The sequence below is a fragment of the Proteus mirabilis HI4320 genome (assembly GCF_000069965.1).
GTDB lineage: Bacteria > Pseudomonadota > Gammaproteobacteria > Enterobacterales > Enterobacteriaceae > Proteus > Proteus mirabilis.
This window is the reverse complement of sequence record NC_010554.1, coordinates 2,577,578-2,591,721: the sequence shown is the minus strand read 5'-3', so window position 1 is coordinate 2,591,721 and position 14,144 is coordinate 2,577,578. Positions and strand designations below refer to the sequence as shown.

13 protein-coding genes are annotated in these 14,144 nt (G+C 39.9%); 4 read left to right on the top strand and 9 right to left on the bottom strand.

Going from position 1 to position 14,144, the window contains the following annotated elements:
- Positions 1–49: 49 nt before the first annotated feature.
- Both dnaG and rpsU read right to left on the bottom strand, forming a co-directional pair.
- A complete protein-coding gene (dnaG, locus tag PMI_RS11725) occupies positions 50–1,798 on the bottom strand; it encodes a DNA primase (protein ID WP_004245585.1) in 1,749 nt (582 codons plus the stop codon).
- Between the two features lie 113 nt (positions 1,799–1,911).
- A complete protein-coding gene (gene rpsU, locus PMI_RS11720) occupies positions 1,912–2,127 on the bottom strand; it encodes a 30S ribosomal protein S21 (RefSeq protein WP_001144069.1) in 216 nt (71 codons plus the stop codon).
- Positions 2,128–2,469: 342 nt separating this feature from the next.
- On the opposite strand from rpsU, the gene tsaD reads away from it, so the two are divergent.
- Positions 2,470–3,492, top strand: a complete 1,023-nt coding sequence (gene tsaD / locus PMI_RS11715) for a tRNA (adenosine(37)-N6)-threonylcarbamoyltransferase complex transferase subunit TsaD (protein WP_004245584.1) — start codon at positions 2,470–2,472, stop codon at positions 3,490–3,492.
- A gap of 69 nt (positions 3,493–3,561) precedes the next feature.
- Here tsaD and PMI_RS11710 read toward each other — a convergent pair whose 3' ends face one another.
- The 5 genes from PMI_RS11710 to plsY all read right to left on the bottom strand — a co-directional run bounded on the left by PMI_RS11710 (position 3,562) and on the right by plsY (position 7,765).
- Positions 3,562–4,968, bottom strand: a complete 1,407-nt coding sequence (locus PMI_RS11710; protein WP_004245583.1) for a 3-deoxy-7-phosphoheptulonate synthase class II — start codon at positions 4,966–4,968, stop codon at positions 3,562–3,564.
- A gap of 59 nt (positions 4,969–5,027) precedes the next feature.
- Positions 5,028–5,426: a cupin domain-containing protein gene (locus PMI_RS11705; RefSeq protein ID WP_004245582.1), complete on the bottom strand. Its 399-nt coding sequence runs from the start codon at positions 5,424–5,426 to the stop codon at positions 5,028–5,030.
- A 70-nt stretch (positions 5,427–5,496) separates the two neighbouring features.
- Entirely contained in the window at positions 5,497–6,021 is a 525-nt protein-coding gene (locus PMI_RS11700) for a prephenate dehydratase domain-containing protein (protein WP_004245580.1), read from the bottom strand.
- A 19-nt stretch (positions 6,022–6,040) separates the two neighbouring features.
- Positions 6,041–6,739 (bottom strand): RraA family protein, encoded by a 699-nt coding sequence (locus PMI_RS11695; protein WP_004249461.1) that lies wholly within the window; start codon positions 6,737–6,739, stop codon positions 6,041–6,043.
- A gap of 369 nt (positions 6,740–7,108) precedes the next feature.
- On the bottom strand, positions 7,109–7,765 hold the full coding sequence (plsY, locus tag PMI_RS11690; protein WP_004245577.1) for a glycerol-3-phosphate 1-O-acyltransferase PlsY: 657 nt from the start codon (positions 7,763–7,765) through the stop codon (positions 7,109–7,111).
- 104 nt (positions 7,766–7,869) lie between these two features.
- Here plsY and folB point away from each other — a divergent pair, with 104 nt between their 5' ends.
- Positions 7,870–8,220, top strand: a complete 351-nt coding sequence (gene folB, locus PMI_RS11685; protein ID WP_004245575.1) for a bifunctional dihydroneopterin aldolase/7,8-dihydroneopterin epimerase — start codon at positions 7,870–7,872, stop codon at positions 8,218–8,220.
- 19 nt (positions 8,221–8,239) lie between these two features.
- Here the strand turns inward: folB and PMI_RS11680 are convergent, their stop codons facing one another.
- Positions 8,240–9,463 carry a multifunctional CCA addition/repair protein gene (locus PMI_RS11680; protein WP_012368330.1) on the bottom strand — a complete coding sequence of 408 codons (1,224 nt, stop codon included), beginning with the start codon at positions 9,461–9,463 and terminating at the stop codon, positions 8,240–8,242.
- A gap of 27 nt (positions 9,464–9,490) precedes the next feature.
- Positions 9,491–10,111: a TIGR04211 family SH3 domain-containing protein gene (locus PMI_RS11675; protein ID WP_012368329.1), complete on the bottom strand. Its 621-nt coding sequence runs from the start codon at positions 10,109–10,111 to the stop codon at positions 9,491–9,493.
- Between the two features lie 219 nt (positions 10,112–10,330).
- On the opposite strand from PMI_RS11675, the gene PMI_RS11670 reads away from it, so the two are divergent.
- The gene (locus PMI_RS11670; protein ID WP_004245571.1) at positions 10,331–11,254 is read left to right on the top strand and encodes a CYTH domain-containing protein; all 924 of its coding nucleotides are present in this window, start codon (positions 10,331–10,333) and stop codon (positions 11,252–11,254) included.
- Between the two features lie 24 nt (positions 11,255–11,278).
- Positions 11,279–14,113, top strand: a complete 2,835-nt coding sequence (gene glnE, locus PMI_RS11665) for a bifunctional [glutamate--ammonia ligase]-adenylyl-L-tyrosine phosphorylase/[glutamate--ammonia-ligase] adenylyltransferase (protein WP_012368328.1) — start codon at positions 11,279–11,281, stop codon at positions 14,111–14,113.
- Positions 14,114–14,144: the final 31 nt, after the last annotated feature.

The window sequence follows — 14,144 nt, the reverse complement described above, 5'->3', positions numbered from 1 at the left end:
ACCTACCGATAGCGGCAATTAAGCCGTGTTTTTAATCTTAATTTAGGTTTTACTTTTTAACGCGAGCCTGTATTATCAATTGGACTTCTTCGCGTTCATTTTGTGTTAGACCTTCAGTTCTCTCTTTGGCAATGAGGGCGTTTAAACGTTCATCCATTGCGGTTAAAAAGAGATGATCTAACGTATCTGTAAATGTTTTTTCAGCTATCTCATCTATATCTATATCGTTCCACATCGCCAGTTTTTCAAGTTGTTTACCGAATTTATTCTCTCGATAGAGTTCGATAATCTGACCTGTATTCAAGCCTGGCTGCGCTTGGCAAAGAGAAACTAATTCAATAAAAAGCGATAAACCCGCTATTTTTTCTGTATTTAGCCCCTCAAGCGGTGGCACTAATTGGCAAAACTCGGGATTTTGTATCAACAAGGCAATTAAAATACGCATTGGTGTAGTACGTAGTTTTGTCGGTTGATACGATGTTTCGTGATGTAGCGAGTTTCTACCAAATAAACGATCCATCTGCTCAATATCGGGATTTCCCGTTAAATTTCCAAGCTCTCTTAATAAATATAGACGTAAAGTCTCACTTGGGATCTGATCAATTAATGGGCGCGCTAAACTATAGAGTTTGCCATTGCCTTCTTGGGTGCTCAAATCCACTTGTGGAACCAGCGAATCAAATAAAAACTCAGATAAAGAGTGTGCTTGTTCCATTCGTTTTTCAAATGCCTCTTTCCCTTCGCGGCGAACCAGTGAATCAGGATCATCGCCTTCAGGTAAAAACATAAAACGTAAAGAACGGCCATCGTTTAAAAAAGGCAGTGCAGTTTCTAATGCTCGCCATGCGGCATCTCGTCCTGCTCTATCACCATCATAGCAGCAAATAACGTTATCCGTAGTTCTAAACAGCAACTGGATATGCTCTGCGGTTGTTGATGTACCCAACGAGGCGACAGCATAATCAATACCAAACTGCGCTAATGCCACAACATCCATATAACCTTCAACCACTAATAACTTAGCTGGGTTAGGGTGAGTGTGTTGTGCTTCATAAAGCCCGTAAAGTTGGCGGCCTTTATGGAAAATCTCTGTTTCTGGGGAGTTTAAGTATTTGGGTAAATCATCACCTAATACACGTCCACCAAATGCAATAACACGACCTCGTCTGTCTCTAATCGGAAACATAACGCGCTGACGAAAACGGTCATAAGTGCGACCTTTATCGTTTGTTATTACCATTCCTGCTTCAAGTAACAGGGCTTGATTATCGGGATTTTGCCCAAAACGTTTTAGGATATTGTCCCAACCCGTAGGTACAAAGCCGATAGAAAAGCGGGTAATAACCTCTTCACTTAGCCCGCGATGCGCAAGATAATTTCTTGCTTCCTGAGCGTCAGGGGTATTGAGGGTGCTTTTGTAATACTGATTCAATTTCTCCATCACTTGATAGAGATTTTGTCTTATATGTCGCTCAATCGGGCTACTGCCAGTTCCTGATTCATAAGGAACTTCTAACCCATGCATTGCTGCTAACTCTTCAATGGTTTCGACAAAATCAAGTCTGTCGTAGTTCATCAAAAAATCAATAGCATTGCCATGCGCACCGCAACCAAAACAGTGATAAAACTGTTTGTCGCTATTTACTGTAAAAGAGGGCGTTTTTTCATTATGAAACGGACAACACGCTGAATGATTTTTGCCTTGTTTTTTAAGCGGCACACGAGCGTCGATAAGATCGATGATATCGGTTCGTGCTAATAAATCATTGATAAATGAACGTGGAATTCGTCCAGCCATAAGCCCTTTTACGCCTGTTGTTGAACGAGAATAAGCCGCGCTCTCATAAGAAAGCACGGCCTTTTAACTGCGACTACAGTGTCTGCATAAATTGCGGTATCAGCCGCAAAATATTAGTACAGACGAGTACGACGTGCGTTTTCGCGAGCTAATTTTTTAGCGTGACGTTTTACTGCTGATGCTTTAGCGCGTTTACGCTCAGTCGTTGGTTTTTCATAAAATTCACGACGACGAACTTCTGCTAATACGCCTGCTTTTTCGCAAGAGCGTTTGAAACGACGAAGAGCAACGTCAAATGGCTCGTTTTCACGTACTTTGATTACCGGCATGTGCCTCTCACCTCAATAGAAATCGGTTTGTGCTGGCATGATTTTAGCCAGCCGACATTTAAAATGGTGCGGAATTTTACTTCAAAGCAGGGCACTTTGTAAAGAGATGCACAAAATTGAAACGCAAACTCTCACTTTTGTGTCTTAATTTATTCAAAACACAACGTGATAGTTGCTAACCACACATTTAAATCATGTAAAATAGGTGGATAATTATAGACCAGAAAAAGAAATTTGTCACATACTGGTATGTAAAAGTTGTGGCGAAAGCGTATTAAATTAGTGAAATAATGCTACAATCGATCCATTACGCCATTGCGCGAGGAAGAATTTGGAAGCGTCATGCGAGTTTTAGGTATTGAAACATCTTGCGATGAAACCGGTATCGCAATTTACGATGATAAAGCCGGTCTGTTAGCGAATCAACTCTATAGCCAAATAAAACTGCACGCCGACTATGGTGGTGTTGTTCCCGAGCTTGCTTCACGAGATCATATCCGCAAAACAGTGCCACTGATCCAAGCCGCCCTTAAAGAAGCAAATTTAACTGCAAAAGATATTGATGCGGTCGCTTATACTGCAGGACCAGGGCTGGTAGGGGCATTGCTGGTGGGGGCGACTATTGGTCGTTCTCTGGCGTTTGCATGGGATGTGCCTGCTATTCCAGTTCACCATATGGAAGGGCATTTATTAGCGCCGATGCTTGAAGAGAAAACGCCAGATTTTCCTTTCGTGGCGTTACTTGTCTCGGGGGGGCATACACAATTAATTAGTGTAACAGGGATTGGGGAATATACCCTGTTAGGTGAGTCTATTGATGATGCTGCCGGTGAAGCATTTGATAAAACAGCCAAGCTATTGGGGCTTGATTATCCCGGCGGCCCTGTTTTATCAAAAATGGCACAACAAGGTGTAGAAGGACGTTTTGTTTTTCCTCGCCCTATGACAGACAGACCCGGACTCGACTTTAGTTTCTCTGGTTTAAAAACCTTTGCCGCTAATACTATTCGTCAAAACGATGATTCAGAGCAAACTCGAGCAGATATTGCGCGTGCTTTTGAAGATGCCGTAGTAGATACTCTGGCAATAAAATGTCGTCGAGCATTAGAGCAAACAGGCTTTAAACGCTTAGTGATGGCGGGGGGTGTAAGTGCTAACCGTACTTTACGCGCCAAAATGGCAATGATAATGGAACAACTCGGAGGGGAAGTGTTTTATGCTCGCCCTGAGTTATGTACCGATAATGGTGCCATGATTGCTTTGGCGGGGATGATCCGTTTTAAAGGTGGTACCGAGGGGCCTTTAGGGGTGACAGTGAGACCGCGTTGGCCTTTAGCTGAATTACCTGCTTTAGCGGATAAATAATTAGCCATTGGCGGTGTTGGTAATGATAAGTGCTTGGCTTAAGTACTAAGCACTTATATTTGGTTACAATTAAAGTGAATTATGCCAATGCCGTCCAACCAAGAACGCTAACTCTAATGACTGTGTCCGGTTAAGACGAGGATCACATAAAGTTTGATAACCATGACTTAGGTCAGTGTATCGAATTTGTTGTAATCCTCCAGTACATTCAGTGACTTCTTGTCCGGTCATTTCTAAATGTATCCCCCCAGCCTGTATGCCCATCTCATGTAAAATATGAATAAAAGCACGAGTTTCTTCGGCAATATCATTGAAATGTCGGGTTTTCATACTGTCATTTGCTGATTGTGTATTGCCATGCATTGGATCTATTTGCCAAATAACCGCTCGTTGATGTTCTTTTACCGTTCTTACTAATTCCGGAAGATATGCATGAATAGCATCTTTACCCACGCGAATGATTAAGATAATTTTTCCAACTTCATTGCTCGGGTTAAGAGTATCTATTAGCTTAATCAGTTTTTCTCCAGACATTCTGGTGCTGCATTTTATACCGATAGGGTTTTCAATACCTCGTAGGTACTCGATATGGGCATGATCAATATCGGTTGTTCGTTCTCCTACCCAAACCATATGTGCTGAACAGTTATACCATTTGTTGTCAATGGAATCTTGACGAGTCATCGATTCCTCATAATGCAGTAACAAAGCTTCATGACTAACATAATAGGAAGAGGTATCGGGCTGTTTATTAATAATATGGTGTTGTGAATGATAGAGTTGTTCTAGCAAATGGAAATAATGCTCAGGCTCTGTAGAGCCAGGATGAGCGTTAATATCCAAGGCCCATTGTTGCTTGGTATATTGTGTATAATTCATCGCACGTAACAGATTTAAGGTCGCTGCTGAGTGATGATAGGCAGTTATCATTCTAATCGGATCTGGCTCTCTACTTTTAACTGAAAAATCAAGACCATTAATAATTTCTCCTCGATAGCTGGGTAAAGTTAAGCCATTTTGTGTTTCAAATGCTTGGCTACGAGGTTTAGCGTATTGTCCAGCCATACGACCTAATTTAATCACCGGCAATCCCGTTGATTGTTCAATTAATGCGGACATTTGCGATAAAGTGAATGTTAAATCACGGATAATAGTGGCTTGGCAATCATCAAAAGATTCTGCACAGTCTCCTCCTTGCAGAAGAAAAGCTTCACCATTTGCAACAAGTTTTAATAAATTTTTAAATGCTCTGATTTCGGAAGCTAAAATTAGCGGGGGATAATGCTTAAGCTTTTCTTTGCAATAATTTAAGGCATGTATATCTGGGTATTCAGGGAGTTGCTTGGCGGGTAAAGATTTCCATAATGATGGGTGCCAAGAGATGGAAAATATATTCTGTAATGATAGGGTGTTTTCTATTGGTAAATATTGATGATTTTGTTCTGTTAAAACATCAATATTATAGGTACTAAACATAGAAAGTGCTCCTGCGATTATAGTAAGAATAGAAAAAGCGAGGTGATCCTCGCTTTTTGTTATCCTTGGGGTTGAGATGTTTCTAAATAGGTTTTAATAACGCCATTTTGCCTTGCAACATAGTCTTCTCTAACGGGGGTATAGACATCAATAACCTCAGAAGGCTCTAAAGCAATTGCGTGATGAACGGCCCATGAGGGAATAATAAAAGAGTCGCCAGCATGTAAATAAACAATGCGGTTATTTACCGTCAGTTTCAAAGAGCCTTTTAGTATGGATGTGGCAGTTTCATGTTCATGTTTATGTTCAGGAATAATGGCATTAGTTTTAAATGTCCAAAATGCCATTGTAAAATTAGAGCCATGAATAAATTTAGCTTGAATTTTACTTTCTTCACCTTCGTTTCTATTTAGATCCATATCATAAGAGATCATTTCACTAGATAAATATAAGCTCATAGTTTTTTCCTTTTTATTAACCAAGTGACTAGATAATTAACGTTTTGACTGTTGTGATGTAATTAATTACTTAATTTAATTTTGAATGAATAGAAAATCCCATAGGGACAGGGCCAAAATCATATAAAATATTTAAATGATATTTTTTAGCTGCACTAAGTGTGGTAATACAGCCATCTACTCGCCCTAAACCACATTGAAGTGCTGCTTCACTATTTGAATTAAAAAGAACTCTTTCAATATTATCGAGTTCTGTTATTTTTCTAAATAGATCTTGTGGTGCGGGATGAGAACCTAACTTTTTTATCTCCTTAATATTATTAAATCGGCTAGCAAATAGCATGTTATGGGTATCCATAACAAAACAATCTGTTAATTTGATAAAAGAGAGATTATTAAAAACAATATTGTGTAAAAAAGGATAAACAATACAACCTAATAGAATACTATTTTGGCTTACCTCCATTTCTTTTACTGCGGTTTCTAATGTAGGGTGAAGAATAATATTTCCTTGTTGATTATTTTTATTTAGCCAATAATAAGCGGCTTTCTCACAGTTTGTTCCTGCAGGACCCAATGTATGAATATTTATCATGGTCAGTCACCTTTATTTATTATATACGTCCCGTTATATTGATAAGTTCTGGTAAACGTTGTCCATGTTTGATTTTTTCTAGCATGTTATTTTCAATGCTATCTATCTTAATCGCTTCTTCTAGAACATTATCGACGAGTGAAAAAGGGATAATCACGGTGCCATTAGGGTCGGATATCACTAAATCACCACTACAGATTGTGGCATGCTCAATGGTGCATTGAGTGCCAGTCTCACTGACAAAATAAGCGCCTTGTGTATCTGTAGGAGTAAGATTGGTGGCAATGACTGGAATGGTTAGATTGGTGAGATCTTTCTTGTCTCGTACCGCTCCCCCTAAAATAACTCCTTCAAAGCCTAATTTTTCAAAATAAGTACAACTCATGCCACCTGCAAGTGCTGCTTCTGTTATTAGTTCATGTCCTCCGGCTATATAGAATAATCCTTTTGCATCTGTTATTTCAGGGACTAAAAAAGAACTAACTTGTTCCCACGTAGAAGGTTGTTTATTTAAAATAGATTTTTGTTTTCTAATTAATTTCCATTGCACAGTATAAGCTTGTCCAACAGAATAAAAGTTTTCTAGGTTAATACTTTTTAATTGACTATTTAATACAATGGTTTTTCCTAAACTATCGAGAATATCGACTAATGTAGGAGTACTAAGTTGCATTCTTTTTATTAATGCAATTTTATTGGCAGATATTTTTTGTAGCATGGTGAACTCCAATGTTTCACAGAGTTAAATGATTATTTTTTTATGGTTATTAATTAATAGATGTAAGTTGGTTTTTTTTCAAGCGATTTATTTCGTTAATTTTGATTTTTTATATAAGTTTATCTTATTTAAGATTTTTATTTTTAATGTTTTTTTGTAATAAATAAAACCAATATTGATATATTTAATCTAAATATAGAAGGGTATTATTAATAATGTTGTTTATTATTTTTATTTTTCGAATATAAAAAGGGTGTTTTTTTTATGTGTGATTATTTTTAATTTATTTATATTTTATAATAGAATTTAATTATTAAATAAAAAAGGTCACTTAGTTAATAAATGACCTTTTTTTAATAAGGATAAGCGTTAATCTTCTTTTTCTTGCTCTTTGGCTTCTTGGATTATCTCTTTATCTGTTTTCTCTGTCTTTTTTTTCAGCTTATGCCAAATGCGACTCTCTTGTCCTCGCCATAAACGTTGAATATTGTCATGATGACGGTAAAGTACTAAGCATGATAATAGTGCAACGGGATAAGTGAATTCGGGTTTAAACCACCAGACATAAAATGGGGCAAGCAATGCACTGATAATAGCACCCAGTGAGGAATAGCCACTGAGTAAAACAGTTAGTAGCCATGTTCCCGCAATCAGTCCGCTAAGATCCCAACCAATAGCAGCGATAGAGCCAAATGCAGTAGCAACCCCTTTTCCGCCTTTAAAGTGGAAAAAAACAGGGTAAATATGGCCTAGACAAGCCGCTATTGCGACAATACCGAGATAAAAGGGAGGCACATTTAGGTAATAGGCGAGCCAAACGGGGATCATCCCTTTTAGGACGTCACAGATAAGCACAGATGCCGCTGCAAGTTTACCACCAATACGTAGCACATTGGTGGCGCCAGGATTACCAGAGCCAAATTTTCTTGGATCAGGGAGTCTTGCCAGTCGGCAAATCAAAATCGCGCTGGAGATTGAGCCGCACAAATAGGCGAAGATGATCATTCCAAGTGCGTTAGCACTCATTTGTATTCTCCAATGTTGATGAACGTTCGTTAGACATGTATGGATAATACGCATATTTCATCGGAAGTGGTATCCGATGAGCAGAAAAAATAAGAGATGACGTGATGGATATCGTATTTATTGAACAATTATCAGTAATAACCACAATCGGTGTTTATGATTGGGAAAAAACCATTAAGCAAAAGTTAGTGTTCGATATCGAAATGGAGTGGGATAATAAACGCGCATCCCAAACCGATGATGTTGCTCACTGTTTAGATTATGCCAGTGTCAGTCACGCCATAATAGAGTATGTGGAAAAGCGACGTTTTGAATTAGTCGAGCGTGTTGCTGAAGAAGTGGCACAGCTACTGATAACTCAGTTTTCTGTACCACGAGTCAAAATAAAATTAGCTAAACCAGGGGCGATAGCACAAGCCGCCAACGTCGGGGTGATTATTGAGCGTTACGCTTAATATTTGCCACACACAATAGTTAAAGTCGCGATTTCCATTCTATTATCGCGACTTCTCTTTGTTTAGTTAATGCTTCTCGTATGGCACTGCCTTTTAAACCACGACTGACAATTGATTTAACATCAACTTGATTGGCAATCTTAAAGGCTTGACGAAAAAATACTCCTTGGGGATAAGGCAAATTTTCTGATCCTTGGCGTCCCCTTGCATCGGCCTCGCTAATTATAGCGAGTTGATCGATGCGTTCTGGTTTGCGCCAAGCATCAATCGCATCGAAAAGTCGAATTATTTTTGAGGGGCGCATTCTTTCTATGCGGTGGAGATGATCGTGATATTTGGCTGCCAGTTTGGCGAGATCACGTATCTGGTTAGGAATACGATAACGTTGGCACAGAGCCTCAACTAAAGGAACACCCGTAGGGCCATGTCCGTGATGGTGAGGCCAATTTTCTACCGGGGTAACACCTTTACCAAGATCATGACAAAGCGCGCTAAAACGTACCGCGATATCGTCAGTCAACCGGCTGACCATAGCTAATACCATCATGGTATGGATACCCGTATCAATCTCAGGATGCCACTTTTTAGGGGCAGGAACGCCAAAGAGCGCATTAATTTCAGGGAAAAGTATTTTTAGAGCGCCACATTGATGTAAGATCTCAAAATAGACTTGTGGGGCTTGGCTGTGAAGTGCTTTTTCCGTTTCTTTCCACACTCGTTCAGCCGTGAGGGCATTTAATTCACCGCTGTTTGTCATCTCTTGCATCAATGACATCGTCTCCGGCGCTATTGTAAAACCTAAAGGGGCAAAACGAGCCGCAAAACGAGCGACACGTAGTACCCTTAATGGATCTTCACTAAATGCATCAGAAACATGGCGCAGTAATTTGGCATGAATATCATCAATACCATGATAGGGATCGATATATTCACCTTTAGCAGAGTAAGCAATGGCGTTAATGGTTAAATCACGCCGTTGCAAATCATCTTCTAAGGTCACATCAGGGGCTGCATAGCAGGTAAATCCCGTGTAACCTGAGCCTGATTTTCGTTCGGTACGCGCTAAAGCGTACTCCTCGTGAGTATCAGGGTGAAGAAAAACCGGAAAATCTTTACCCACTTGTTGGTAGCCTTGTTGTAATAGTGTCTCTGGCGTTGCGCCAACCACTACCCAATCTCTGTCTTTTACCGGTAAATTTAATAGTTGGTCGCGCACAGCACCACCAACAAGGTAGATTTTCACGGGATCTTGATCCTTAATTGCCTGTGATTAATTCATCCAACGGTCATTACGCTTACGGCGACGAGGAATAATATGTGGCAATATTAAACCCAAAATAAGACCAGCACCGGCAACACCACCACCATACATAAACCACTGTAGGATGATATCACGCTGCCTATCATCTAATTGTTGATTAGCAAAATCGAGTTTTTTCTCAGCAACCGCTAATTTTGTTCTCATCTGCTCATTTTCTTTTTTCAAACCATTGATAATTTCATCGCTGTTTGACACTTTATTTTGCATGTCAATTGTGCGCTGGTTCCAGCTTTGGTCGATATTCGCTAATTTATCGCGTAGGGTTTGGATCTCTTTTTCCATAGCCGGAATGCGAGTGCGCATACTCGGTTGTGTACTTAATTGATTTTCTGGTAACCAAACTGTCCGATCTTTATCGTCTTTGATTTGCACATAACCTGTAGCGGCATTACGAGAAAGTACCGTAACTGTTGCCCCTGAACTTAATGAGCCAACAATACGGTATTGATTACCAGGGCCACTGTGAACATAGGTGGATAATTCATCGGAAACATAACGAGTTTCTGCGTGTGAGCTCAGAGAAACGCCTAAGCCAAGTAAGGAAAGAAAAAGTAAAGGTAATTTTCGCATTATGTTTTCAACTTTTTTATCTATACAAGAGAATATTTTTACTGATACTAAAGAGTAAAGTTTGCGTAAGCAAATAGTAAACCAGAATGAGAACAGTCTTAACTGATAGAATATAGGGGTAATCTGCCTTTTATTCATTATTGTGAATAGACTACCATTTGCGAAATAACAATGCGTTAAATATTTTACTAATCGATTGATTTACTTAAGGGAAATAGAATGAGCCAATTAGAAACCGAACTCAAACTTAGTGCGATACCTGCCGCTATTCCTCAGATTATTCAGCGCATTCTGACTTTGCCATACCAGCATACACCACCGCATAAATTGACTAATCTTTACTTTGAAACCTCCGATAATCAGATGCGTAATTGGGACATGGGGCTACGTATCCGTGGCATTGACTCTCATTATGAAATGACAATTAAAACAGCGGGTAAAGTAGTTGCGGGGTTACATCAACGCCCAGAATATAATGTGACATTAAATGAGCCAACCCTCGATTTAACCCGTTTTCCCGCAGAAATTTGGCCGGATAAGACCGATTTAACGGCATTACAAGCACAATTAAAGGTTCTTTTTCATACCGATTTTCATCGTGAAATTTGGCTGGTGGATTATTTAGAGAGTCAAATTGAAGTGGTGCTAGATAAAGGCACTATTCGTACAGCGCAATATGAATTACCTATTGAAGAGTTTGAACTGGAGCTAAAAAAAGGCCAAGTGGCGGATGTGATTGCTTTGGCGACTTTTTTAGGTGAACAAGGGGGATTACGACTTGCTTCACGCAGTAAAGCTGCCCGTGGTTATTATCTTGCTAAAGATAAGCCCGCATTATCGTTAAGTGTGGTCAATCTTGCACCTAATGACACAATAGCGGAACAACTGACTAAGTGGTTAGCGGCTATTCAAGCGTTAGAAGAAGCTATTTTTGCTAATCCGACGCCACCAACACTCACTATGCCCGCTATGTTAGCACTGTTTTCTGATTGGTGTAAAAAGCAGCCTCAGTTACCTGAATCAATGCAGCAAGCACTCGATAATCTTTCGTTGTTATCCTTTACCCGCGCAACGGATTATTATCATGTGTTATGGCTGAATTTTAAATTATCTGCAATGGCGTGGTTGCTGGCTATCGCTTAATTTTCTGACAATTGAGAGTTTATTATGTCTGCTAACAGTGTGTTTCAACAATTATGGGATAAAGCACAATGCACGTTTTCTACAAAGCTCAACGAGCTTGCCCCTTTTAGTGAGCGAGAGCAGCAATTTTTTGCCTTTAGCCCTTTTGCAACCGAGCATTTACGTGTCAATCCTCACTGGTTAACGGAAATCAGACAAACACCACCTGTTAGTGATGAGTGGCAAAATTACTCATCTCAATTAAAGCAACAACTCACTCATGTTGATAATGAAGATGACTTGATGGCCATTTTACGACAGTTCCGTCATCAACAATTAGTGCGTATTGCCTGGTCACAATTTTTCCAACTCTGTGATACACCCTGTACGCTCAAGCAATTGAGTGTACTCGCGGAAACCTTGATTAGTGTCGCCAAAGATAAGCTATATCAGCAATGTTGCCAACAGTGGGGAACGCCTTGTGATAGAGAGGGAAAACCTCAGCCATTACTTATTTTGGGAATGGGCAAGTTAGGTGGACTTGAACTGAATTTCTCTTCTGATATCGATCTTATTTTTGCCTATCCTGAAAATGGTGTGACTCAAGGTGGGCGACGTGAATTAGATAATGCTCAGTTTTTTACCCGATTAGGGCAAAAACTGATTAAAGTGTTAGATCAACATACAATGGATGGTTTTGTTTATCGTGTAGATATGCGTTTACGTCCTTTTGGCGAAAGTGGCCCTTTAGTGATGAGCTTTGCCGCGCTTGAAGATTATTATCAAGAGCAAGGACGTGATTGGGAGCGCTATGCAATGGTAAAAGCGCGTGTTTTGGGGGCAGAAAAAAAAGAGTATTGCCAAATCTTACGCCAAATGTTGCGCCCTTTCGTTTATCGTCGCTATATCGATTTTAGTGTGATCCAATCTCTTCGTAATATGAAATCGATGATAAGTCGTGAAGTACGTCGTCGAGGGATGATTGATAATATAAAGCTTGGGGCGGGGGGGATACGTGAAATTGAATTTATTACTCAGGTTTTTCAATTAATTCGAGGCGGTAGAGAGCCTGAGCTACAAAGTCATTCACTATTAACGGTGCTTAATGTCATTGCTAAATTGGAATTACTCTCTGCACAAGAAACATCACAGTTAGCAGATAGCTATCTTTTCTTACGTCGATTAGAAAATCTTCTTCAATCTATTGCGGATCAACAAACACAAACGTTACCTGACAATCTTGAAGATAAGGCACGACTGGCGTTTGCGATGGGATTTGACGATTGGCAAATGCTCTATCAACAAATTAACCAAAAAATGCAGGCTGTTTCCGTTATTTTTACGCAACTGATTGGCGAAGATGATGAAAATGAAGATGAAGAAGATGTCAGCGAATTTAAGCGATTATGGTTATTAGGGCGTTTACCTGATAGCGCAACGCTTTTTCATCAAGGGCTAACGGCAGAAGATAGGCAAGCTATTTGTCAAACACTGCAACTGTTTCGCCAAGATATCAGTAAACGTACTATAGGGCCTAGAGGGCGTGATGTGCTTGATGCGCTAATGCCTAAGTTATTGGCTAAAGTGTGCCTTCAACCACAAGCGTTGGTGATCTTACAGCGTATCACCCCGTTGCTATTGGGCATTGTAAGTCGAACCACTTATCTAGAGTTAATGCAAGAGTCTGATGAAGTATTAACCCACGTAGTGCGCTTATGTGCTGCATCACCGATGATTGCTGAACAATTAACACGACATCCATTATTATTGGATGAATTACTCGATCCTCATTCCCTCTATCAACCATTACCATTAAATGCCTATCAGGACGAATTACGTCAATATTTATTGCGTGTGCCAGAAGAAGATGAAGAGCAACGTTTAGAAGCATTACGCCAATTTAAACAAGCCCAGCTATTGCGTATTGCCGCAGAGGATATTGCAGGAGTATTACCGGTGATGAAAGTCAGCGATCACCTAACCTATTTAGCGGAAGCCATTATCCATGCCGTTGTTCACCAAGCATGGTCCTATATGGTGAAACGCTATGGGGAACCTGCGCATTTAGCGCAACGAGACGGTTTAGGTTTTGCGGTCGTTGGGTATGGCAAATTAGGGGGCTGGGAATTAGGGTATAGTTCTGATTTAGATTTGGTTTTTTTATTAGATTGCCCAATGAATATTCTGACAACGGGGGCAAAACAGATTGATGCTCGCCAATTCTATTTACGTTTAGCGCAGCGTATTATTCATCTATTTAGCACCAGAACCTCTTCCGGCGTGTTATATGAAGTAGATGCACGCTTACGTCCTTCCGGTGAATCAGGTATGTTGGTAAGTACTATTCAAGCCTTTGATGAGTATCAGAAAAATGAAGCTTGGACTTGGGAGCATCAAGCATTAATTCGTGCAAGAATGATTTATGGCGATGACCAATTACAGCAGATGTTTGCACGTACTCGCCATGAAACATTATGTTTAGCACGTAACGCAACTGTATTGCAGCAGGAAGTGCGTGAGATGCGCCAAAAAATGGTACAGCATTTGGCACCCACTCAAAGCAATACATTTGATTTAAAAGCCTCATCAGGGGGGATCACTGATATTGAGTTTATCGCACAATATTTGGTATTGCGCTTTTCACATCAATATCCGGCTTTGACCCGTTGGTCTGATAATGTGCGAATTTTGGAATTAATGGCAAAATACCAAGTGATGAGTGAACAAGAGGCTCAGTTATTAACTCAAGCTTATGTCACCCTACGTAATGAGCTTCATCATCTTGCATTACAAACATTACCTGCGGTTGTTGATGGAGATTGTTTTATTACAGAACGGCAATGGGTATTGAGTAGTAAACAAAAATGGTTAGATGAATAAACGCTCTTTTTTGTTCACACTATTCTGATGA

Bases quoted from the DNA above. Each gene is read 5' to 3' on its own strand.
- dnaG (WP_004245585.1), bottom strand. From the start codon at position 1,798: ATGGCTGGACGAATTCCACGTTCATTTATCAATGATTTATTAGCACGA.
- rpsU (WP_001144069.1), bottom strand. From the start codon at position 2,127: ATGCCGGTAATCAAAGTACGTGAAAACGAGCCATTTGACGTTGCTCTT.
- tsaD (WP_004245584.1), top strand. From the start codon at position 2,470: ATGCGAGTTTTAGGTATTGAAACATCTTGCGATGAAACCGGTATCGCA.
- PMI_RS11710 (WP_004245583.1), bottom strand. From the start codon at position 4,968: ATGTTTAGTACCTATAATATTGATGTTTTAACAGAACAAAATCATCAA.
- PMI_RS11705 (WP_004245582.1), bottom strand. From the start codon at position 5,426: ATGAGCTTATATTTATCTAGTGAAATGATCTCTTATGATATGGATCTA.
- PMI_RS11700 (WP_004245580.1), bottom strand. From the start codon at position 6,021: ATGATAAATATTCATACATTGGGTCCTGCAGGAACAAACTGTGAGAAA.
- PMI_RS11695 (WP_004249461.1), bottom strand. From the start codon at position 6,739: ATGCTACAAAAAATATCTGCCAATAAAATTGCATTAATAAAAAGAATG.
- plsY (WP_004245577.1), bottom strand. From the start codon at position 7,765: ATGAGTGCTAACGCACTTGGAATGATCATCTTCGCCTATTTGTGCGGC.
- folB (WP_004245575.1), top strand. From the start codon at position 7,870: ATGGATATCGTATTTATTGAACAATTATCAGTAATAACCACAATCGGT.
- PMI_RS11675 (WP_012368329.1), bottom strand. From the start codon at position 10,111: ATGCGAAAATTACCTTTACTTTTTCTTTCCTTACTTGGCTTAGGCGTT.
- PMI_RS11670 (WP_004245571.1), top strand. From the start codon at position 10,331: ATGAGCCAATTAGAAACCGAACTCAAACTTAGTGCGATACCTGCCGCT.
- glnE (WP_012368328.1), top strand. From the start codon at position 11,279: ATGTCTGCTAACAGTGTGTTTCAACAATTATGGGATAAAGCACAATGC.